Annotated in this window: 20 protein-coding genes; 10 read left to right on the top strand and 10 right to left on the bottom strand. The window is 65.8% G+C overall.

The window, feature by feature from the left end; all coding sequences use genetic code 11:
- Nucleotides 1-81: 81 nt before the first annotated feature.
- On the bottom strand, nt 82-1,779 hold the full coding sequence (gene hutU / locus G9E11_RS15545; protein ID WP_190607327.1) for a urocanate hydratase: 1,698 nt from the start codon (nt 1,777-1,779) through the stop codon (nt 82-84).
- A 238-nt stretch (nt 1,780-2,017) separates the two neighbouring features.
- Entirely contained in the window at nt 2,018-2,842 is an 825-nt protein-coding gene (locus tag G9E11_RS15550) for an IclR family transcriptional regulator (protein WP_190607329.1), read from the bottom strand.
- Between the two features lie 212 nt (nt 2,843-3,054).
- Between G9E11_RS15550 and G9E11_RS15555 the strand changes: the two genes are divergently transcribed.
- From G9E11_RS15555 to G9E11_RS15570, 4 genes are all read left to right on the top strand, one after another.
- The gene (locus tag G9E11_RS15555; RefSeq protein ID WP_190607332.1) at nt 3,055-3,972 is read left to right on the top strand and encodes an SDR family oxidoreductase; all 918 of its coding nucleotides are present in this window, start codon (nt 3,055-3,057) and stop codon (nt 3,970-3,972) included.
- 230 nt (nt 3,973-4,202) lie between these two features.
- Nucleotides 4,203-5,696 (top strand): amino acid permease, encoded by a 1,494-nt coding sequence (locus tag G9E11_RS15560; protein ID WP_190607334.1) that lies wholly within the window; start codon nt 4,203-4,205, stop codon nt 5,694-5,696.
- Nucleotides 5,697-5,953: 257 nt separating this feature from the next.
- Complete coding sequence (locus G9E11_RS15565) at nt 5,954-6,208, top strand: hypothetical protein (protein WP_190607336.1); 255 nt, start codon at nt 5,954-5,956, stop codon at nt 6,206-6,208.
- Nucleotides 6,209-6,255: 47 nt separating this feature from the next.
- Nucleotides 6,256-6,450 carry a helix-turn-helix domain-containing protein gene (locus G9E11_RS15570; RefSeq protein WP_111903340.1) on the top strand — a complete coding sequence of 65 codons (195 nt, stop codon included), beginning with the start codon at nt 6,256-6,258 and terminating at the stop codon, nt 6,448-6,450.
- Between the two features lie 4 nt (nt 6,451-6,454).
- Here the strand turns inward: G9E11_RS15570 and G9E11_RS15575 are convergent, their stop codons facing one another.
- The 3 genes from G9E11_RS15575 to G9E11_RS15585 form a co-directional block, all read right to left on the bottom strand.
- Nucleotides 6,455-7,369, bottom strand: a complete 915-nt coding sequence (locus G9E11_RS15575) for a hydroxymethylglutaryl-CoA lyase (protein WP_190607338.1) — start codon at nt 7,367-7,369, stop codon at nt 6,455-6,457.
- Nucleotides 7,369-8,634: a CaiB/BaiF CoA transferase family protein gene (locus G9E11_RS15580; RefSeq protein ID WP_218625943.1), complete on the bottom strand. Its 1,266-nt coding sequence runs from the start codon at nt 8,632-8,634 to the stop codon at nt 7,369-7,371. Before G9E11_RS15580 ends, G9E11_RS15575 begins: the two co-directional genes overlap by 1 nt.
- Before the next feature lie 124 nt (nt 8,635-8,758).
- Entirely contained in the window at nt 8,759-9,556 is a 798-nt protein-coding gene (locus tag G9E11_RS15585) for an IclR family transcriptional regulator (protein WP_190607340.1), read from the bottom strand.
- Nucleotides 9,557-9,806: 250 nt separating this feature from the next.
- Between G9E11_RS15585 and G9E11_RS15590 the strand changes: the two genes are divergently transcribed.
- The 4 genes from G9E11_RS15590 to G9E11_RS15605 all read left to right on the top strand — a co-directional run bounded on the left by G9E11_RS15590 (nt 9,807) and on the right by G9E11_RS15605 (nt 13,358).
- Entirely contained in the window at nt 9,807-10,646 is an 840-nt protein-coding gene (locus G9E11_RS15590) for an ABC transporter ATP-binding protein (RefSeq protein ID WP_203219255.1), read from the top strand.
- Nucleotides 10,643-11,491, top strand: coding sequence for an ABC transporter permease (locus tag G9E11_RS15595; protein WP_203219256.1), 849 nt, complete (start codon nt 10,643-10,645; stop codon nt 11,489-11,491). Before G9E11_RS15590 ends, G9E11_RS15595 begins: the two co-directional genes overlap by 4 nt.
- Nucleotides 11,492-11,521: 30 nt before the next feature.
- A complete protein-coding gene (locus tag G9E11_RS15600; protein WP_190607345.1) occupies nt 11,522-12,622 on the top strand; it encodes an ABC transporter substrate-binding protein in 1,101 nt (366 codons plus the stop codon).
- A 100-nt stretch (nt 12,623-12,722) separates the two neighbouring features.
- Nucleotides 12,723-13,358, top strand: coding sequence for a LysE family translocator (locus G9E11_RS15605; protein WP_190607347.1), 636 nt, complete (start codon nt 12,723-12,725; stop codon nt 13,356-13,358).
- 24 nt (nt 13,359-13,382) lie between these two features.
- Here G9E11_RS15605 and G9E11_RS15610 read toward each other — a convergent pair whose 3' ends face one another.
- On the bottom strand, nt 13,383-14,132 hold the full coding sequence (locus G9E11_RS15610; RefSeq protein ID WP_190608332.1) for a 3-hydroxybutyrate dehydrogenase: 750 nt from the start codon (nt 14,130-14,132) through the stop codon (nt 13,383-13,385).
- A gap of 169 nt (nt 14,133-14,301) precedes the next feature.
- Between G9E11_RS15610 and G9E11_RS15615 the strand changes: the two genes are divergently transcribed.
- Nucleotides 14,302-15,219: a LysR family transcriptional regulator gene (locus G9E11_RS15615; RefSeq protein WP_190607349.1), complete on the top strand. Its 918-nt coding sequence runs from the start codon at nt 14,302-14,304 to the stop codon at nt 15,217-15,219.
- A 28-nt stretch (nt 15,220-15,247) separates the two neighbouring features.
- On the opposite strand, the gene G9E11_RS15620 is transcribed toward G9E11_RS15615, so the two are convergent.
- From G9E11_RS15620 to G9E11_RS15630, 3 genes are all read right to left on the bottom strand, one after another.
- The gene (locus G9E11_RS15620) at nt 15,248-16,192 is read right to left on the bottom strand and encodes a spermidine synthase (RefSeq protein WP_246468986.1); all 945 of its coding nucleotides are present in this window, start codon (nt 16,190-16,192) and stop codon (nt 15,248-15,250) included.
- A gap of 109 nt (nt 16,193-16,301) precedes the next feature.
- Nucleotides 16,302-17,819, bottom strand: coding sequence for a D-glycero-beta-D-manno-heptose 1-phosphate adenylyltransferase (gene rfaE2, locus G9E11_RS15625; RefSeq protein ID WP_190607352.1), 1,518 nt, complete (start codon nt 17,817-17,819; stop codon nt 16,302-16,304).
- Complete coding sequence (locus G9E11_RS15630) at nt 17,816-19,243, bottom strand: aldehyde dehydrogenase family protein (RefSeq protein WP_190607355.1); 1,428 nt, start codon at nt 19,241-19,243, stop codon at nt 17,816-17,818. The genes rfaE2 and G9E11_RS15630 overlap by 4 nt, the downstream gene beginning before the upstream one ends.
- Before the next feature lie 412 nt (nt 19,244-19,655).
- On the opposite strand from G9E11_RS15630, the gene G9E11_RS15635 reads away from it, so the two are divergent.
- Nucleotides 19,656-20,981 (top strand): glycosyltransferase family 9 protein, encoded by a 1,326-nt coding sequence (locus G9E11_RS15635; protein WP_190607358.1) that lies wholly within the window; start codon nt 19,656-19,658, stop codon nt 20,979-20,981.
- Here G9E11_RS15635 and G9E11_RS15640 read toward each other — a convergent pair.
- Nucleotides 20,947-21,648, bottom strand: a complete 702-nt coding sequence (locus G9E11_RS15640) for an SDR family oxidoreductase (RefSeq protein ID WP_190607362.1) — start codon at nt 21,646-21,648, stop codon at nt 20,947-20,949. The genes G9E11_RS15635 and G9E11_RS15640 overlap by 35 nt on opposite strands.
- Nucleotides 21,649-21,664: the final 16 nt, after the last annotated feature.

Raw genomic sequence — 21,664 nt, forward strand, 5'->3', positions numbered from 1 at the left:
TCTGATCGATTGCTCCGTAACCGCCCTTTTGGGAGCTCAAAACGGCGGTTACGGAGCAGTCGATGCGGGGTGGGGCGTTGGTTAGCGCGCTTCGTTCATGGGGATTCGGACGCCGCGTTCCTTGGCGACGTCGACGGCGCGGTCATAGCCGGCGTCGACATGCCGGATCACGCCCATGCCGGGATCGTTGGTGAGGAGCCGCTCAAGCTTCTGCGCGGCGAGATCGGTGCCGTCGGCGACGGAAACCTGGCCGGCGTGGATGGAGCGGCCGATGCCTACTCCCCCGCCGTGGTGGAGGGAAACCCAGGTGGCGCCGGAGGCGGTGTTGAGGAGGGCGTTGAGCATGGGCCAGTCCGCGATCGCGTCGGAGCCGTCGGCCATGGCTTCCGTTTCCCGGTACGGGGAGGCGACGGAGCCGGAGTCCAGGTGGTCGCGGCCGATCACGATGGGAGCCTTGACCTTGCCTTCCTTGACCAGCTGGTTGAAGAGCAGCCCGGCCTTGGCACGTTCGCCGTAGCCCAGCCAGCAAATGCGAGCCGGCAGGCCTTCGAATTCGACGCGCTCGGCGGCCGCGTCGATCCAGCGGTGCAAGTGCTGGTTCTCCGGGAAGAGCTCCTTGATGGCTTTGTCGGTGACGGCGATGTCCTCGGGATCCCCGGAGAGGGCGACCCAGCGGAACGGGCCCAGGCCCTCGCAGAACAGCGGGCGGATGTAGGCCGGGACGAAGCCGGGGAATTCGAATGCCCGGCTGTAGCCGCCCTTGCGGGCCTCGTCGCGGATGGAGTTTCCGTAGTCGAACACCTCGGCGCCGGCGTCCTGGAATTCGACCATGGCCTGGACGTGCTTGGCCATCGATGCCTGCGCCTTCTTGGTGAAGCCCTCCGGGTCAGCCTCGGCTTCGCGGTGCCATTCGTCCACGGTGATGCCTTCCGGTAGGTAGCTCAGGGGGTCATGGGCGGAGGTCTGGTCGGTGACGATGTCGATGGTCAGCTCACCGGCCTTGTGCCGGCGAAGGAGTTCTGGGAAGACCTCGGCGGCGTTGCCCACATAGCCCACGGACCAGCCACGGCGCTCCTCCTTGGCCTTCAGGACCTTGGCGATTGCGGCGTCGAGGTCGGTCTCCACCTCGTCCAGGTAGCGCTTGCCGGCGCGGCGGCGGAGGCGGGTCTCGTCGACGTCGACGATCAGGCAGGCGCCCTCGTTCAGGGTGACGGCGAGGGGCTGGGCGCCGCCCATGCCGCCGCAGCCGCCGGTCAGTGTCAGCATGCCGGCGAGCGTGCCATTGCTGTCCCCAGTGAGCTTGCGGGCGATTGCTGCGAAAGTTTCAAACGTGCCCTGCAGGATGCCCTGCGTGCCGATATAGATCCAGGAGCCGGCCGTCATCTGCCCGTACATCATCAGGCCCTCGGCCTCGAGCCGGCGGAATTCGGGCCACGTAGCCCAGTCGCCAACGAGGTTGGAGTTGGCCAGAAGCACGCGAGGCGCCCATTCGTTAGTGCGGAAGACGCCCACCGGCTTGCCGGACTGGACCAGCAAGGTCTCGTCCTTTTCCATGGTTTCCAGGGTGCGGGTGATGGCATCGAATGCGGCCCAGGAGCGCACGGCCCGGCCGGTTCCGCCGTAGACCACCAGGTCATCCGGGCGTTCGGCGACCTCGGGGTCGAGGTTGTTCATGAGCATGCGCAGGGGTGCCTCGGTCTGCCAGGACTTGGCGGTGAGCTCGGTGCCTCGGGCTGCTTTGACCGGGCGGGCACCGGTGGTGAAATCGGCGGGTGCCATGGTGGCTCCTTCGTATCGCGGGAATGTGTTGTATCGCTGTTGAGTGTGTTGCGGAATGCTGTGTTGTTAGGGAAATCGTGAATCGAGCGAAAGTGCTTCTGTATCAACTAAAGCCCCTTCTGAGCGGGCCAGACAGGGGTTTCCGGCGGGTGCTGTCCGGTATTCCAGACCCCACTGGGTAGCAGGTGAGGGCGGTGCCGGCGCCGGGAACGCCCTGTGCTGCGACCTGCTTGGGCTGTTACTTCGATGGGCGGCCGTGGATGCGCACCGAGAGTTCATCGGCGACCTTTTGCACGCGGGCGGCGAGCACCGGCCACTGGTCTTCCGGCAGCTTGTCCTCGAGGAACGTGACGGCGACTGCCGCCGTCGGCCATCCAAGATGATCGGTGACCGCGGCGGCTATGGAGCCAAAGCCGGGTGTCACCTCACCGTGTTCCGTGGCGTATCCACGCTGCCGCACCCGGTCAAGGTGCGACGACAGCGCGGAGTACTTCATGATGGCGCCCTCCACCTCGTGCCGGGCACTGAAGGCGGCGGCGTTCGGATAGAGCGCACGGACCTGGGACTTCGGCAGCGCGGCAAGGATGGCACGGCCGCTGGCGGTGAGGTGGCTCGGCAGCCGGACGCCAACGTCGGTCACGAGGGACGGCCGGTTCTTGGCCCTCTCCTCCACGATGTAGAGCACATCCCGTCCGTGCAGGACCGCCAGGTGTGCACTTTCGCCAAGGACATCAACGAGTGATGCCAGCATGGGCCGCCCAAGCCGAGACAGCGGTTCCTGCCGCGAGTACGCGGAACTGAGCTCGAAGGCGCTGATGCCGAGGCCGTACCGCTGTTCCTCGTGCAAATGCAGGACAAAGCCGTTCGCCTCCATGACGCCAAGGAGGTGGTACACACTTGAGCGGGGCAGTCCCAAGGCCGTGGCAATGTTCGACGCCGCCATCGGCCCGCGCTTGGAACCCAACAGTTTGAGGATCCGCAAGGTATTTTCGGCCGCTGGAACTTTCGCCTTGACTGCTGATTCCGGCCGCTTTGCCGCCGTTGCGGCCATCGTGCCTGCCATATGTCCTCCGGGCCTCGCCGTTAGGCGGTCTATCTGTCTTCAGGTATCGCCGAACGGTGTCCGGTATCCCGTACTTAAAGTTTGCGCCCAGCCCGCTGACTACAAACCCCCTCCAGAAGCGCATCTGTCTGGGATACCGGACATCTCCAGACGCGCCCGCACACAGCCCGCCCATCATCCCCCTTTCCCGCGCACGGAGGTAGCGTTTGTCCATGGAATCTCCGCTCAACGGCAAGGTAGCTCTGGTTGCCGGGGCCACGCGAGGGGCAGGCCGCGGTACCGCCGTGGCCCTTGGTGAGGCCGGGGCGGTGGTCTACTGCACCGGGCGCACCACCAGGCGCCAGACGTCCGACTATCGTCGCCCCGAAACCATTGAAGAAACCGCCGCTATGGTCAGTGCGGCCGGCGGAACCGGCATCGCAGTGGCAGTGGACCATTTCAACGCTGCGGAGGTGGAAACGCTGGTCCGTCGTATAGACGGCGAGCACGGCCGGCTGGACATCCTGGTGAACGACATTTGGGGCGGCGAGAACCTCATCCAGTGGAACACGCCCCTGTGGGAACACGAGCTTGACGGCGGTTTGCGGATGCTGCACGGTGCCGTCGACACGCACCTGATCACCAGCCACTTCGCGCTGCCGCTCCTCATCCGCCGGCCGGGAGGACTGGTGGTGGAAATGACGGACGGAACTCGAGAGTACAACGCAGCGCATTACCGGCTCTCCGCGTTTTACGATCTCGCCAAGTCCGCCGTCCTGCGGCTCGCCTTCAGCCAGGCCGAGGAGCTGAAGGCCTTCGGGTGCACGGCCGTGGCACTGACGCCGGGCTGGATGCGCTCGGAAATGATGCTCGAACACTACGGCGCGACCGAAGCCAATTGGCGCGAGGCGGCCGCCACGAATGCGCACTTCGCCGCCATCTCCGAAAGCCCGCGCTTTGTGGGCCGGGCGGTCGCCGCCCTCGCCGCCGACCCTGACGTGCACCGCCGGACCGGCGGCACCTTCTCCTCCGGCGGGCTTGCGCAGGAATACGGCTTTACCGACGTGGACGGCTCCCGGCCAGACTGCTGGCGCTATCTGGAGGAGATCCAGGAGGCCGGGCTGCCGGCTGACGCGACCGGGTATCGCTGAGGCAGGCCAGGGCGGGGCGCTTTTCAGAGGCGTGCGAACTGGCAGGTAACGCCCTCAAAACCGGGATTTGAGGGCATTACCCGCCAGGTCGCGCCAAAAATTCCGAGCGCCGGTCTGAAGCCGCACAGTCTGAAATCGAAGACACCAAGACCCCGTGAGCCTCATCACAGCTCGGGTAGACGTGGTCTGCTGGATAGCGATCCCCCTCCCAATGACGAGAAGGTATTGGCATGCAACAAGCCCAAACAAGAGATGAATTGGCGCCCCTAAGCGGGACCGGAACGGCACGTACCGCCGTTGGAGCCGCCGTCGAAACCGTTCTGAACCGCGGACTCAACGTCCGCCACATCCGCTTCATGGCACTGGGCTCCGCCATCGGCACCGGCCTGTTCTACGGTTCGGCCTCAGCCATCCAAAAAGCCGGCCCCGCCGTGCTGTTCGCCTACATGATCGGCGGCGCCGCCGTGTTTATGGTGATGCGCGCCCTTGGGGAGATGGCAGTACGGCATCCGGTCTCGGGATCCTTCGGGCAGTACGCCAGCCGCTATCTTGGCCCGCTGGCCGGATTCGTGACCGGCTGGACCTACGTCTTCGAGATGGCGATCGTGGCCATCGCCGACGTCACCGCGTTCAGCATCTACATGGGCTTCTGGTTCCCGTCCGTGGAGCGGTGGGTCTGGATCCTGGCCATCATCTTCGTTCTCGCGGCGCTGAATCTGCTGAGCGTGAAGGTCTTCGGCGAACTCGAATTCTGGTTCACGCTGGTCAAGGTTGCAGCAATTATCGCCATGATCGCGGGCGGAGCGGCCATCCTCGCGTTCGGCTTCCAGAACGGTGACGCCTCAGCCGCCCCGGGCCTGGGCAACCTCGTGGAGCACGGCGGCCTGTTCCCGAACGGCTTCGAGGGGCTCCTGGCCTCGTTCGCCGTCGTCATGTTCGCCTTCGGCGGGATTGAAACCATCGGCATCACGGCTGGGGAAGCAGCCGACCCCAAGAAGGTCATCCCGAAGGCCGTCAACACCGTGCCGGTCCGGGTCCTGCTGTTCTACGTGCTGACCCTCGGAGTGCTGATGAGCCTCTTTCCGTGGAATGAGATCGGCAGCAACGGCAGTCCGTTCGTCCAGATCTTCAGCGGCCTCGGCATTCCCGCTGCACCCCACATCCTCAACGCCGTAGTGATAACCGCCGCACTGTCCGCCATCAACAGCGACATCTTTGGCGCCGGGCGGATCCTCTTCGGTCTGGCCAAGCAGGGCCACGCCCCGCAGAGCTTCGGACGGGTGTCGCGGCATGGCGTGCCGTGGATGACTGTGGTGATGATGACCGGAATCCTGCTGGTGGGAGTGGTTCTGAATGCGCTCATCCCGGAAGATGTCTTCCTGCTCATAGCCTCCATCGCCACCTTCGCCACGGTCTGGGTGTGGGTCATGATTCTCGCTTCGCACGTGGCGATGAAACGCGAGATCGCCCGGAATGGCCTGCCGGCGTCGGAATTCCCCTCCCCTTGGTGGCCGGCGGCGTCCGTCCTCACGATCGCCTTCATGGGACTGGTGATCGCGGTGCTTGGTTTCTTCGAGGACACCCGGGTGGCCCTCTATGTGGGGGCTGTGTGGCTGGGGCTGCTGGTTGCCGCCTACCGGCTTTGGGTCAGGGGCAACGGACGACGCCGGGCCCACCTTAAGGACGAGACCTCACCACTGCCCGTGGTCGCCGAAACTGAGTAGGATTTCCGCGAAAATGCCGCTCCAGGCTGGAATTCGCGAAAACAAGTAGTAAAAATAGGAAAAGACAGGTACTCGACGCCTGTTACGCGAGTGCATGGTGTGATAAATGAGGTACATGTTACCCGTGTGACGCATGTGATTGCTCCCTAGAGTGGACTACACGGTGCCAGCCGGCTGGGCTATATATCCCGGATGACGTACCGGCCCCGCGCCGCCAGTGATTCGACGATTGGTCACACTGTGAAGGAGTGGTCCTCATGTTGGAAATCCAGGCCGGGGCGCCGGCACAAAATGTTCAATCCGGGCGGTTGTCCGGCTTCCTGGCCCAGACGCTGCAGCGGGCGCGCACGGCCGCTGTTCCCTACAAGATCGGCGACGTTCTGCTGGGCGACGATCCGTTCAACGGCAGGCGGGAAGGCACTGTGGTGGTCAAGAACGGCCGGTCGATCGGGATCCGGTCCTCGGACCGGGTGTACTTCTACGACCACCGGCAACTGAGGCGGCCGGACTAGGCGGGTCATCCCGCCAGTCCAGCCGACGACCAACAGGAGCCGATTCCATGTCCATCGCCAACCTGCCAACTGCCTATCTCACCATTGCCGAGGTGGCCGCGGCCCTGCGACTTTCCAAAATGACCGTCTACCGGATGGTCCGGGCCGGAACCCTTGCGGCGGACCGGTTCGGCAAGTCCTACCGCGTGCCGGAGTCCGCCGTGGAGGAGTACATCCGGGCCTCAGGCAACCCGGCTGGCTGAAAGCTCAGGCAGCACCCGGGAATGCGCCGGCCCCGGCGAGTCCGGAGCGCGGCGACGCCTCCACCAGCGAACAGATCCACCGGCCCAGCTCTATGGCACGCGCCGGATCGATGGACGTCTCGAACCCGCCGCGGCCCAGCATCCACACAAGGTCCTCGGTGGAGATGTTGCCGGCGGCGCCGGGGGCGAAGGGGCAGCCGCCCAGGCCGCCCACCGCGCTGTCGAAGGTTCTTACGCCTGCCGCCATGGCGGCATAGGTGTTTGCGAGCGCCGTGTGCCGTGTCTCGTGCAAGTGCGCGCGAAGTGGGACTTCGGTCTCCTGGCCCAGGTCGGCAAACAGCTCGCCGACCTGCCATGGCACCGCACATCCGATCGTGTCCGCAAGTGCCACTTCCGCCAGCTTCCCGCGCTCCATGGCACCGCGGATGACGGTGAGCGTCTGCTCCTTGGGGACATCACCCTGGTAGGGGCAGCCAAAGGCGACGGCGGCGGTCACCGTAAGCGGGATCGACGCCGCGGCTGCGATCGAGGACACCTCTTCCAAGGCGTCGAGTGCCGCCGCCACAGTGGTGTTCTGGTTGGCAGCGGCAAAGGCGTCAGTCACCGGCAGCACGTAGTTCATCTCGTCAACTCCGGCATCAACAGCGCGCGTGGCACCCCTTGTGTTCAGGACGAGCCCGATGTAGCTCGCCCCGGCGTCGCGGGACACGCCAGCCATGACGGCATCCGCGTCCGCCATCTGCGGGACTTTTCGCGGATTCACGAAGCTGACCGCTTCAATGCGGCGGGCACCCAGGGCGATGAGTTCATCGATGAGCCGCAGCTTGTTTTCGGTACTAACGGGCACCTTCTCATTTTGCAGCCCGTCCCGGGGACTCACATCCACGATGGAAACGGTCCTTTGCGGCTGGGTATTCATCAGATGGCCCCCTGCTCTTTGGCGTGCTGCAGTTCCTCGTCCGAAAGCTTTAGCAGCCCTTCGTACACATCCCTGTTGTGCGAGCCGGGCTGCAGAGGACCGCTCCAGCCGATCCCGCCGGCGCTTCGCGTAAGTTTTGGCACGATGCCGGGTTGGATAACGCTGCCCAGTCTGTCATCGGGAACGTCCACGAGCATCTCCCGGGCGCGCAGCTGGGGGTCGTCGAAGATGTCCTCGATGCTGCTCACCGGACTGTTGGGAACGGAGTGGCGGTCCAGCAGCGCGGTGAGTTCCTCGTGGCTGAAGCCTCCTGCCCACTCGGCGATCAGCGATTCCAGCTCCTCCTGGTGGGCGCCCCGTGCCGCATGATTGCTGTACCGCGCATCGCTGACGAGTTCCGGTCTTCCCATCGCCGCTGCCAGGCGCACAAACACGGAATCCTGGTTGGCAGCGATCACCACCCATTTGCCGTCGCTGGAACGGAATATGTTGGACGGAGCTATCCCCTTCAGGCCAGAGCCGCTGGGCCCGGGGACCACCCCGCTTGCGGCATAGTCCGGCACCGCACTCTCCAGCAGGGAGAAGCAGGCTTCAACGAGGGACACATCCACCACCTGGCCCGTTCCGCCTCGGGCGTCCCGCCAATAGAGGGCCATGAGGATGCCCTGCAGGGCGTACAGTGACGCCAGGCTGTCGCCCAGGGAGATGCCGGTTCGCGGAGGCGCCTGATCGGGATAACCGTTGAGGTACCTGAGGCCACCACGGGCTTCGGCCACAGAGGCATACCCGGGCTTCTGCGCATCGGGCCCGGTCTGGCCATAGCCTGAGACCCTGGCGATGATAAGGCCCGGATTCGCTTTCCACAGCTCCTCCGGCGCCAGCCCAAGTTTTTCAAGCGTTCCCGGCCTGAAGTTCTCGAGGATGACATCCGCCTCACGGCACAACTCAAGAAACAGTTCCCGCCCCCGTGGCACCTTGAGATCAAGCGTCACACACTTCTTGCCGCGGGACTGCACCGACCACCATAGCGTATGGTCCTTGAGCCGGCTGCGGCCCCATTCACGCATCGGATCCGGCCTGTCAGGGGACTCAATCTTGATCACTTCCGCACCGAAATCGGCAAGCTGCCGGCCTGCGAAGGGCCCGGCAATCAGGGATCCAAGTTCAAGGACCCGGACGCCCACCAGTGGGGCGGCCCCCTGCTGACCAGTTGACTGCGCCGCCATACCGGCCGCTTGTGTGGTCGTTTCGGATGCGTTCGCCATTGGGGCTCCTGTTCTGCCACGCAGGAACTCTGGGGCAGCGTTCGCGGTTCGAGAATGGGGGCCTGGTCAGCGGAGCCTACTAAAGCGGCTGACCGGGAACCCCTGTGTTATCCATATTGTGGACCTAAATCCACGATATGGGTAGACCCTCCCGCGGGATTGTTCCTCCGATGACCCGGGTCGATTCTTCTGCAGCAGCCAGAACGGTCTCCACCCACGAGGAGCAAACGTCGTACGGCATCCGCATCGCCGGCCCCATGACAGTGAGTGCACCGTACAGTTCGGCCTGCGGTCCAAAGATCGGCGCCGAGATACCGCTAGCGCCCGAGACGCGTTCTCCGGTGGTTATGGCAAACCCGTCCGCCCTCGCCTTCATGACGGAAGCTTCCAGGTCGGAGGCATCTGTGATGGTCTGCTCCGTCATTGTTTGGAGCCCGGACCGGTACACCCGCTCTGCCACGTCCGGGTTCCATGCCAGGAGTACCCGGCCGGCCGCGCCGACGTGCAGCGGCATGATTTCGCCCACCTGCACCACCCTTCTGAGCATCCGCCGTGTTTCAGCAAGCGCGATGCATACCCGCTTGCCCTGGGATTCCCGGAATATGCAGGCCGTTTCACCGAGCTCATCCCGCAGCCTGCGCAGGACAGGACTTAGCAGCTCAAGGAAGTCAAGGCCCTGGGTGGCAGGAGCGGCCCAGTGTGCCATCCGGACACCCACCCTGAATTTGTCCCCATGTCGGTCCAGGATGCCCTCTTGGACCATGTTTGCAACGAGTCGCTGGACAGTCGAATGCGGGACTGAGGTGGCCGCTCGGATCTCGGCAAGCGACAGCTCCGGCCGCTCAAGCGAAAAGACGTCCAGGATGCCCGTGATCTTTCGAAGGACCAGCAGGGGCGTCCCCGAGGAATCGTTGGAACTCATGGACAAAGTGTAAGAGTGTCCGGTTGCTGCGCGCGCGGGGCCGCCCCGCCGGCGCCCGCAGCCAATTGCGCATTGAGTGTGACAGAGGTTACTGCTAGCATCAGGTCCACATCATGATGGTGAACCCACGATGTGGCCACTCTCCCAAATCGTCAAACCGGTTGGGCGAGCGGAGGGACGCACCAATGTTCCGCGAGTAAGAATCAGCAGCGACCAGAATCGGCCAGCGTCGGCCGGGAAGAGTGCAATGATGCCAGCTGCACAGGCAGACCCGAAAAAGTACGCGGTGGAACTCACCGGGTGCACTAAGCAGTTCCCCACGCCAGGGGGTGAAACTTACTTTGCCGTGCGCGACATCAATCTCAAGGTAGAACCCGGCCGCTTCGTCTCGATCGTCGGTCCCACCGGCTCCGGGAAGTCAACCATCCTGAACATGGCGGCGGGCCTCCTGAGCCCCAGCGTGGGTGAGGTGAAGAGCTTCGGCGAAGCTGTGAGCGGCGTGAACCGCCGGGCCTCCTACATGTTCCAACAGGATCCCCTCCTGCCGTGGAAGACCGTAATCGACAACGTGAGCCTGGGCCTGACCATGGCTGGCGTATCGAAGGCGGAGGCACATTCAGAGGCCCGGCGCTGGATCGAGAAGGTGGGCCTGAAGAATTTCGCGGACCGCTATCCGCACCAGCTCAGTGGCGGCATGCGCAAGCGCACCGCCGTCGCCCAGGCCTGGATCGTCAATCCCGATATCCTCCTCATGGACGAGCCGTTCTCGGCCCTGGACGTGCAGACCCGCCAGATCATGGAGAACGAACTGCTCCAGCTCTGGCAGGAATCGGGCAAGGCAGTCGTCTTCATCACGCACGACCTGGATGAGGCCATCGCCCTCTCCGACGAGGTGGTGATCCTTGGGGCGGGGCCGGGAAGCACGGTGGTGGGCAGCTACGAAATTGACATCCCGCGTCCGCGCGACCTGCTCGACATCCGGGATGACCCGCAGTTCGTTGCCCTCCACCGGGAAATCTGGGGCAGGTTGAAGATCGAAGTCTCCAAAACCTATGAAACGGCCATGGCGGAAGAAGGCGAAGTCGCATGACGCTCGTGGGATCCAAGAAGAACGGGCTGTCTGCGGCCTTGGACGGCAGAGGCACGCGCCGCCGGAGGCGCAGGGGCGACATATCGCCGCTTGCCATGCGGACGGCTCAGCTGATCCTCACTGCGGCAGTCCTTGGCGCCTGGGAACTATCCGTGCGGACCGGCCTGGTTGACGAGTTCTTCTTTCCGCTTCCGTCCGACATCTTCCAGACCGTCTGGCTGTGGGTGTCATCAGGGTTTGTCTTCCCGCACTTGTGGATCACGATGCAGGAAGCCATCCTCGCCTTTCTGGTGGGCGCTGCCGCCGGGCTCCTTCTGGGGTTCGTCCTGGCCCGCGTGCGTTTTCTTGAGCGGCTGCTGGATCCGTTCCTGCAGATGTTCAACGCCCTCCCCCGCGTTGTCCTGGCGCCGATCTTCCTGCTCTGGTTCGGGCTGGGCATCTGGTCCAAGGTCGCATTCGGCTTCACCCTGGTGTTCTTCATTGTCTTCTTCAACACCCTCGAGGGTGTCAAGAGTGTGGACCGGGTCCTGGTCGACAATGCCCGGATGCTCGGAGCATCCGAGAAGCAGCTACTGCGCCACGTGTTCATCCCCAGCGCACTGACCTGGATCTTTTCCAGCCTGCATATCAGTGTCGGTTTCGCGATCACCGGCGCCGTGGTGGGCGAGTATCTCGGCGCGTCCGCCGGCGTCGGCTATGCGATCGCCCAGGCCCAAGGCGTCTTCGACACGAAGGGCGTCTTTGCCGGGATGTTCATCCTGATGATCGTGGTCCTGATTATCGACCTCCTTGTTAACCGCCTGGAGCGGCACCTCCTTCGGTGGCGCCCCGCCCAGTCGTCCTAAACCAACATCACTGCCTGAAGGGACACCACGATGAAACACAACGAAGGCCAGCACAGGCACCGCCGGCTTGTCAGGCCGCTCACCCTCATCGCTTCCGTAGCCTTGGCCCTCTCGGCCTGCGGTGCGCCATCCGCGGCGCCTCCCGGACAGACCGGCAGCCCAGGCGCTTCCGGCGGTGCCGGCGGTGCCGGCGGTGCCGGCGGTGCCAAGGTAACCATCGGCATCGGCGGCCAGACCCTCCTCACTTACCTCCCGACCACCCTCGCCCAGGAACTGGGCTACTACCAGGAGGAAGGCGTGAACGTCGAACTGCAGGACCTGCAGGGTGGCTCGAAGGCACTCACTGCCATGATCGGCGGCAGCACCAACGTGACGAGCGGTTACTACGAGCACACGATCCAGATGCAGGCTAAGAACCAGAGCGTCAAGGCCTTCGTTGATATGGGCCGGTCGTCCGGCCTTGCACTGCTCGTGGCACCGAAGAATGAAGGCAAGATCAAGTCCATAGCCGATCTCAAGGGCAAGAATGTGGGGGTGACGTCCCCCGGGTCCTCCACAGACATGTTCATCAAGTTCCTGCTCGCCAAGAACGGCCTGCAGCAGACGGACGCCGCCGTGTCCGCCATCGGCGCCGGCTCCTCGGCCGTGGCCGCAATGGAGCAGGGCCAGGTTGACGCGGCCGTGATGCTCGAGCCGGACATCTCCGTGCTTAACAAGCGGATCGGACACGACCTGCCGGTCCTCGAGGACGTCCGTACCGCCGAGGGACTGAAGGAAGTTTTCGAGACTGACGCCTGGCCTTCCTCCAGCCTCTATGCCAAGGCCGAGTGGTTGGAACAGAACAAAGAGACGGCCGGCAAGCTCGCGAAGGCAATCAAGCGCACGCTTGAGTTCATCGATGGACATTCCGGTGAAGAGATCGCTGCGAAGATGCCCGAAAAGTTCGCGGGCGGGGACAAGGCGCTGTATGCCAAGGTTATTGCTGAGCTGAAAGAGACGCTAAGCAAGGACGGCGCCTTCACCGAAGACGGCGTCAAAGCCGTCCTGAAGACCCAGCGCGTGGCCAACCCGGAAATCGGCGACAAGGCCATCAAGCTGGAGGATACCTACACCAACGAGTTTGTGAAGTAGGGGCCTAAGGCAAGGCCACACGTTGGGCCCGTCATCCGGAACGGATGACGGGCCCAACGTGTGGCTGGCTGGGTATACGCCGCCAGCGTTACCATCAGGCATGCTCCCGCTGCAGAATCTGTTGGCATTTGCCTTGGTCTCCGCATTGCTCATCGCCGTGCCGGGTCCCAGCGTCCTGTTCGTCATCGGACGGTCGCTGGCTTTGGGGCGGCGGGGCGGACTGCTGAGTGTCATCGGCAACGCGGCCGGAGAACTGCTGCAGATCACAGCCGTAGCGTTGGGGCTCGGCGTGGTGCTGGCTGAGTCGTTGCTGCTGTTCACCGTGGTGAAGTTTGCCGGCGCGGCCTACCTCATCTATCTGGGAATCCAGGCTGTGCTCCACCGCCGGGGCGGCCCTTCAGGCCCTGATCCGTCCAGGCCGGCGACCACCCGGCGGATTCTGCGTGAAGGCTTCATTGTCGGGGCCACGAATCCGAAGTCCGTCGTGTTCTTCGTGGCGGTCCTCCCCCAGTTCGTGGACCATGCTGCCGGCGCCATTCCCGCCCAACTCGCCCTGCTTGGTGCCACGTTCCTGGCCATCGCGCTGGTTTCGGACAGCGTCTGGGCGCTGGCCGCGGGAACTGCGAGGCAGTGGTTCGCCCGCTCACCCCGCCGGGTGGCAGCTGTCACTACAACCGGCGGGGTGATGATGATCGGGCTCGGCGGCACCCTCGTCCTGACCGGTTCCAAAAGCTAACGTGGGCCGCCCGCGACGGTGGGACTACCGGGCGGACCAGCCGCCGTCCATCGTGTAGCTGGCCCCGGTGACCATTCCGGCGGCGTCGGAGGACAGCCATGCAACCAGGGATGCCACCTCCTCGGGTTCCACCAGGCGCTTCACAGCGGAATCGGTAAGCATCACCTTCGCCAGGACCTCCGACTCCGGAATCCCGTGGACACGCGACTGATCCGCGATCTGCTTCTCCACCAGCGGGGTCCGTACATAACCGGGGTTGATGCAGTTGGACGTGACCCCGTGCTCACCGCCTTCAAGTGCCGTCACCTTGCTCAGCCCCTCAAGCCCGTGCTTGGCCGAGACGTAGGCGCTCTTGAACGGGGAAGCCCGGAGACCGTGCACGGACGAAAGGTTGATGATGCGCCCAAAGCCGTTGGCGTACATGTGCGGCAAAGCGGCACGGATCAGCAGGAACGGTGCCTCAAGCATGAGTGCCAGGATCCGCCGGAATGCCACGGGATCGAAGTCCTCGATCGGGCTGATGCGCTGGATGCCGGCGTTGTTCACCAGGATGTCGCAGTCCAGGCTCAGCGCGGCCAGCGCCTCAACGTCCAGGAGATCGACAGCCCAGGACGTGCCGCCCACCTCATCGGCGAGGGCCGCGGCGCCGGCTTCATCGACGTCGGCCACCACCACTTTGGCCCCCCTGGCGGCCAGTTCCCGTACGCAGGCCGCGCCGATGCCGCTGGCACCGCCGGTAACCAGCGCCTTGCGGCCGTTCAGGTTTTTTTCCACGTCCGGACCTTGTGCGTCCACAGTCTGCTCCTCCAAGTGTCCACGTTGACACGTGCCGCACGCCGTTCACTTCCAATACGTGCAGCACTTCCGATTCACCCGAGTATTCCTGCAGACGGACCGCGGTTCAATGACTAATCAGGCACTGGTTTCGTGCAAAATTGCAGATATGGATGCCAACCCGGACGACCTGCTGGTACTGCTCGCCGTCTCCCGCTCGGCGAAATTCACGACGGCGGCCCAGGTCCTGGGCCTGAACCACACCACGGTTTCACGCCGGATCGCCGCACTGGAGAAGGCCCTGGGCGGCCGTGTTCTCGCGCGGGCTTCCGGTGGCTGGGAGCTGACCGAACTCGGCGCCCAAGCCGTGCTGGTGGCTGAGCAGGTGGAAACGGCGGTGCGTGCGCTGGGACCGTCAGGCCGCGCGCCTGACCCGGTTACCGGCGTCGTACGCATGACGGCGACCGACGGCTTCAGCGCGTACATCGCCGCTCCGGCGGTGGCCCGGCTGAGGAGGGACCACCCGGGGCTCAGCGTCGAGATCGTCACCGTCACGCGCCGGGCGCTCCAGCAGCGCTCGGGGCTGGACATCGAGGTGGTGGTGGGCGAGCCGCAGGTGCACCGGGCCGAAGCGTTCCGGCTCGGCGAGTACGAGCTCGGAATGTACGCGTCCCGCTCATACATCGAGGCCAACGGAACCCCGGAGTCGGTGGAGGCCCTGACCGCCCATCCGCTCGTGTACTTCGTGGACTCCATGCTGCAGGTGGACGATCTTGATGCACCGCGGCGGCTGGTGCCGGCAATGCGCGACGGCGTCAGCTCCACCAACGTGTTTGTGCACGTCGAGGCCACGCGGGCAGGAGCCGGGGTGGGGTTCCTCCCCTGTTTCATGGCCGACAGGCACGAGGACCTGGTGCGCCTGCTGCCCGGGGATATCGCGGAACGGCTGCCCTACTGGATGGTCCTGCGCCCGGAGTCGATGCGCCGGCCGGCCGTCGCCGCCGTCGTGACTGCGCTGCGCGAACAAACTACCGCGCACCGGGAGTGGCTGCTCGGGCAGGGACGGGCCTCATCGGCTGCTGAGTAGGTGCCGTTTTGGGCAGCCATAAGGGCTGTTACTCAGCAGCCGGTGGCGGCGCAGGGTCATGGCGCACCTGGGCTCCGGCGGCGAAGGCCCGCACCTTCGCGTCGTCCCAGATGTGCGCGGGCACCGCCCCGCCCAGGAGCCGCCGCGCGAGCTGCGGATCGTCGTCGAACGGCTGGTCGCTGCCGGCCATCACCATGTTGCCGTAGCGGCGCCCCTTCAGCATGGCGGGGTCCGCGATGATGATGGTGTGTTCGAAGGCGGCTGCGATGGTGGCTGCGTCCTCCCGGGCATTCTTCAGGTCCGGACCGTCGCCCGAATTGACCGCGTAAATGCCGCCGGGCGCGAGCACCCGGCGGACATGTTCGTTGAATTCGGCCGTGGTCAGCGCAACCGGGGTCACCGCGCCGGCGAAGACGTCGCGGATGATGAAGTCTCGGGTGTCCGAAGTGAGGGTCTCGGTCACGGCGCGGGCCTCGCCGACGCGCAGGCGCAGCAGCGGGGCCTTGGGCAGGTCGAACCAGCCGCGGACGTACTCGGCGAGCTTTCCGTCCAGTTCCACCACCACCTGGCGGGCGTCCGGGTAGGCCGAGTGGAAGTAGCGGGCCAGTGAGCACGCTCCGCCGCCCAGGTGCAGACCCCGAAGCCTGGGCTTCGTCTCAGGCTTCCAGCGGGATTCGATGAGGGCGGACATCCAGCGCATGTACTCGAAGTCGAGGAACAGCGGATCGGCGAGGTCTATGTGGGAACTCATCACGCCGTTGATGCGCAGGAGCCAGCCCATGGAGTTGTCCTGGTCGGCGATAAGCTCGCAGTCGCCAGTGTCGATGTAGTAGACGCCCTCGACGGGGCCGTCTGCACGCGCTCCCTTGGGAACGTCCAGCACCCCGGAGGCTGTTGCTGTGCCTCTTCTGCCGCCTGTTTTGCTGCTTGCGTTGGAACCCGGCTTCCCGCCTGACTTGGTGTGCCGTCCCATCAGTTCTCCGCCGCTTCCGTCATGCTTCAAGCCTAGTTGACCGTGGTGATGGGGCCCGCCGGTCAGAGCTCGATCACTGGCAGGCCGCAAGCGGGCCCAGCCAGCGGTTTTACCCCTCCGGGACAGGGGCGCCCTCGCCGTTACGGATGCGCTGGACCATTGCCGTTGTGGAACGCTCGGCCACGTAGTCGAGGATGGTGACCGTGCCGCCGTACGCCTCCACGGCCTCGGTTTCGGCCAGCATCTCCGGCGTGTAGTCCCCGCCCTTGGCGTAGATTTCCGGACGCAGCTGTTCGATCAGGGGAATCGGAGTCGGGGTGTCGAAGACAGTCACGTAGTCCACGCAGGACAGGGCTGCGATCACGGCGGCCCTGTCCGCCACGCTGTTGATGGGACGGCCCGGCCCCTTGAGCTTCCGGACGGAGTCGTCACTGTTGAGCGCCACCACCAGGATGTCGCCGAGCTGCTTGGCCTGGTTGAGGTACCGGGTGTGCCCGCGGTGCAGGACGTCGAAACAGCCGTTGGTCAGAACCACGCGCTGGCCGTCGTTGCGGTGGGCCCGGATGTGCCGCTCCAGTTCGTCTGCCGCCAGGGCGGCGTCCCCGAAGCTTTCCAGGTAGCGGCCCAGCTCGTCCGTGCCGCACACCGACGTCCCGGGATGGTGGACCACCACGTCCGCAGCGGCCTGCGCCAGGTCCAGGCTGGCCGTCAGCGGCAGAGACGCCGCACGCGCCAGGGTCAGGGCGGCCACGAAAGTGTCGCCTGCACCGGAGGCCTGCTTCTCGGTGGCAGGCCGTGCCCACGTCCGGTGCGGGTTTCCGGCGGCTGGAATGAGGACCGTCCCGTCCCGGTCCAGCGTGACCACGACGGCGCGTGCTCCCGTCGCCCGCAGCAGCTCGCCGGCGTGCTCGGTCACCACGGCCGCACGCTCGGGCCCGCTGCCCAGCCGGAGGTCAAGCATCCGGGCGGCCTCCTGCGCGTTGGGCGTGACCAGGTCCGGCTCAAGTCCGGCCCACGGGCGCGGATCGTGCGCGTCCACCACCACAAGCGTGTCCTGCCCGCGCCCGGCCAGGGATTCGATGAGCCGGCCGCGGACCGGTTCCGCGAGGACGCCCGTTCCGTAGTCGCAGATCACCACCGCGTTCTGGCATCCGACGGCGGCGGGAACGGCCGCCTCGAACGTCGCCAGGGCGTCGGCCGGGACAGTTGCCGCGGTGTCGTCGAAGCGCAGGAGGACCTGCCCGCCGCTGCTGATCCGGATCTTGGTAGGGGTGGCCATGTCCGGGTGTTCGGTGAGCAGCGTGGTGTCCACCCCCGCGGCGACCAGTTGGCGCCGAAGTTCCGCCCCGGCGTCGTCCGCTCCGATGATTCCGGCCACACTGACACGGGCGCCGAGTGCGGCCAGGTTCATGGCGGTGTTGGCGGCACCGCCGGGGGCAAAGTCACGCCGGGCGATGTCCACCACGGGAGCCGGGGCCTCGCGGCACATCCTGTCGATCGTGCCGCTCCACCAGCCGTCGAGCATGAAGTCACCCACCACGGTGACGGCAGGATGTTCCTGGGCCAGCCTGCGTGGAAGCCACGCCGCAAGGCCGCGCTGCTCCGAAAGCACCGGCTCGGCGGTCATGACGCTGCCCCATTGATTTCACGAGCTGCCGGCGCAGGCGGCGCAGCGATGTGCACCACCTTGACGCGGCTGAATTCGTCCAGGAGTTCGGGTCCGTAGCCAAACCCGTGCCCGCTTTCGCCCCGGGGCTGGGCCGCCCCGCCGGGTGCGCCCCCGAAAACCTCGTTGACCTTGACGGTCCCCACCGGCAAGGCGGCGACGGCCTGCTGGGCGTGCGCGATGGTGCCGGTCAGAACGGTGGCGGCAAGTCCATACCGGCCGGCCGCGGCGAGCGCGAGCCCTTCCTCGAAGCTGTCCACCACACGCACCGGAGCGACAGGGCCGAACGTTTCCTCGGCCATGGCGTCCATTGTCTCGGTGCAGTCAACGAGGACCGTGGCCGGGTAGAAGGCGCCCGGCCCGTCCGGGACCGTGCCGCCCTCCAGGGCCCGCGCACCCAGCTGCAGCGCCTCGGCCACATGCCGGTGGACCGTGTCCCGCATCCGGGTGTCCACGAGCGGGGCGAGCCGGCGTTCGGTGTTCCGGTCCCGGGCCTGTCCAGCGAGCGCCTGGCAGAACGGTTCGGCAATGGACCGGTGGACGTAGATCCGCTCCACCGACGTGCAGATCTGCCCGCTGTTGCTGAAGGCCCCGATCGCCGCCTGCTCCGCGGCCCAGCCGGGATCCACGTCCGCATCCACCAGCAGCGGATCGTTGCCGCCGTTCTCCCTGATGACGTACGCGCCCGTCAGCACCGCCGCCCGCGCAATCCTGTCACCGGTCGCGCTGGAACCGACGTGTGCGAACATATCAACGTCGGATTGCTGCGTGAGGAGGGTCCCGACGTCGGCCCCTCCGGTCAGCGTGACCAGCACGTCGGTCGGAAATACCGGCGCCAGCGCCTCCCCCAGCAGCTGTCCCACGTGGGGGCAGCGCTCGCTTGGTTTGTGAATGGCCGTGTTCCCGGTAACCAGGGCGGCCCCTATGAGCCCGCAGGCCACGGCGACGGGATCGTTCCACGGCGTCAGCAGGACAGCCACGCCGCGCGGCTCGGCAACGGTGTAGTCCGCTGCGAGCACGTTGCCGCGAAGGCTGTGGCCGCGGTGTACGGGACCGAGCTCCGCATACTGCTCCAGCGTGGAAACCCCGGCGGCAATACCGGCAAGGGCCTCATCCACCGGACGGCCGGTCTCCTGTGCGTTCAGATCCGCAAGTCCGGCAGCGGCCGCCTCCAGCGCCCGTGCGGCCTCGCGCAGCAGCTGGCCCCGCTCCCCGGGAGGGGTGGCAGCCCAGCCGGGTTGGGCAGCGCGGGCCGCCGCCACGGCTCCTGCCACATCATCTGCGCCGGCGATGGAAAGGCTGCCGACAGCTTCCCCGGTTCGCGGGTTCAGGATGGTGAGCGTGTCTTCCGCGTTCGCCAGCTCGCTGGTGATTGTGGATTGCATGTGGCTCCTCACTGGGGCTTGGCCTGTGCCGCCGGGGCTGCAGGCGCTGGGTCTCCAGACGCTGGTCCTTCGATTCTCGTTCTCCAAGGCACTTGTCTCAAGACACTGGTCTTTAGGCATGCTGCTCAGTGTTGCCGGGCGTCCGTTCCCGCCCCTCTCTGCGGTGATCCGTACCCCGGTGCCGGAGGGTTTACACGCGCCTCCGGCAGGAGTTTTCAGTGCTGGCAGGACGGGTCTTACCGGCCGGCGGGCCGGTTCTCCCTGAGCTTGCAGGGCGGGTGTTATTGAGCTGGCATGCCGGGTTTTCTGAGCTGGCAAAACAGGCCCAATGCACCGTAGGGTGGGCCCCACTGATCCGATCCCCACCTGGACGCATCCCGAGCAACGATCCGGAGCCGAGAGGGCTGACACCATGGAACTCTTCAACGCCGACTTCGGCGGAGCACGCATCACAGGGCACGGAATCGGCCCCGTTTTAGAACCCTTCAGCCGTGTCTCCCGCATCGCCGTTCTCCGTGGCGGCGGGCTGGGCGACCTGATGTTCGCCCTCCCGGCGGTAGCAGCCCTGAAGGCCGCTTACCCTGGGGCCAGCATCACCCTGCTGGGCACGCCGGTGCATGCTGAACTGCTGGCGCAGACGGCGGGACCGGTGGATGAAACCGTGATTCTGCCGTTCGCGGAAGGCGTCCGCCCGGGGCCGGAAGACGACGCCGAAACGGAGCGGTTCTTTGCAGCGATGCGCGCCAGGAACTTTGACCTGGCCGTCCAGTTGCACGGCGGCGGCCGGTACTCGAATCCGTTCCTGCTCCTCCTCGGCGCCCGGCACACCGTGGGCACCAGAACCCCGGACGCCGCTCCGCTGGAGCGGACCGTGCCCTACCTGTACTACCAGCACGAGCCGCTCCGGGCCCTTGAGGTGGCGGGATTCGCCGGGGCCCCTCCCCGTGAGCTGGAAGCGAGGCTCGAGGCGCTGCCTGAGTTTGGCCAGCAGCTCGCCCAGGACCTGCCTTTGGGCAACTCCGCGCCCGGGCAAGGCAACGACGATCCGGGGCAAGGCAACCGCGGACCCGGGCAGGGCCGCGTGCTGGTGATCCATCCGGGCGCGACGGATCCGCGCCGGCGCTGGCCAGCCGAACGCTTCGCCGCGGTGGCACGGAAGGCTGCCGACGACGGCTTCCGGGTTTACGTGGTGGGCGACAGCAGCGAAAAGGAACTGGCCGAGACAGTGGTGGAACTCGCCGTCGAACATTTCAGCACAAGCCAATTCCGCACCGGCCAACCCAGCACCGGCCAACCCAGCACAGGCCAGTCCAGCACAGGCCGGGCCAGCACGGAACAATCGCCTGCGGGCGGGTCCGGTGCCGCCCGCCCCTGTATAGAGTCACTGGCCGGCAACCTCAGCCTCGGTGAGCTCGCCGCCCTGCTGGCGGGCAGCGCGGTCGTGGTGGCGAACGACAGCGGACCGCGCCACCTCGCCCAGGCCCTGGGCACACCCACGGTAGGCATCTACTGGACGGGCAACGCCATCAATGCCGCACCTCTGGGCCGCAGCCTGCACCGGATCCACCTGGGCTGGGCCACGCGCTGTGAGGTGTGCGGCGTGGATATTACTCAGGTCGGATGGACGGCCCCACGGTGCCCTCATGACGAATCCACCGTGAAGGCCGTCGAACCCGGGGAAGTCTACGAGGACGTACTCCAACTCACGGCCACGAGCCCTCTTCCTCATGGCAGATAAGCATTTCGCGGACCTCGCAACCGGTGGGCTGGGAGAGGACAAACAGGATTGCCTGCGCCACATTGCCGGGGTCGTTGAGGCGTGAATCGTCCTGCGGCTTGTATTGCTCGGCCCGGTCGTCGAAGAAGCGCGTCTTCATGCCGCCGGGAATCATGGTGGTCACGCCGATCTCGCCGCCCGTCTCGGCCGCCAGCGAATGGCTGAACCCCACCACGCCGAATTTTGAGGCGCAGTAGGCGGTGGCCTCCGGCAGGGCCCGCTTGCCCAGCGTGGACGCGATAGTGACCACCCTGCCGCGGGACTCCTTGAGGTACGGAAGGGCCGCCCGGACAACGGAGACCGTGCCCATCAGGTTGACCCCGATGACGCGTTCCCATTCGTCCGCGGCCACGTCCTCCAGCTTGCCGCACCGGTCAATGCCGGCCGCGGTGACCACGGCGTCCAGCCCGTCCAGAGTCTCGGCTGCCTGCCGGACTGCCTCAGTCACAGCGATGCGGTCCGAGACGTCCACTTCGAAGGCCTTCACCGCGGACACGTTCCGGATGTCCCGGTCCAGCACCACCGGCGTTCCGCCGGCTTTCAGTACGGCATCGACGACGGCGGCCCCCAGTCCGGAGGCACCGCCTGTTACCAGCACCCGGCCGGGCTTGAAACTCGATTCAGTCATGGTGTTCCTTTCGCTT

Origin of the sequence: Arthrobacter ipis (genome assembly GCF_014694315.1) — a bacterium.
Taxonomy (GTDB): domain Bacteria; phylum Actinomycetota; class Actinomycetes; order Actinomycetales; family Micrococcaceae; genus Arthrobacter; species Arthrobacter ipis.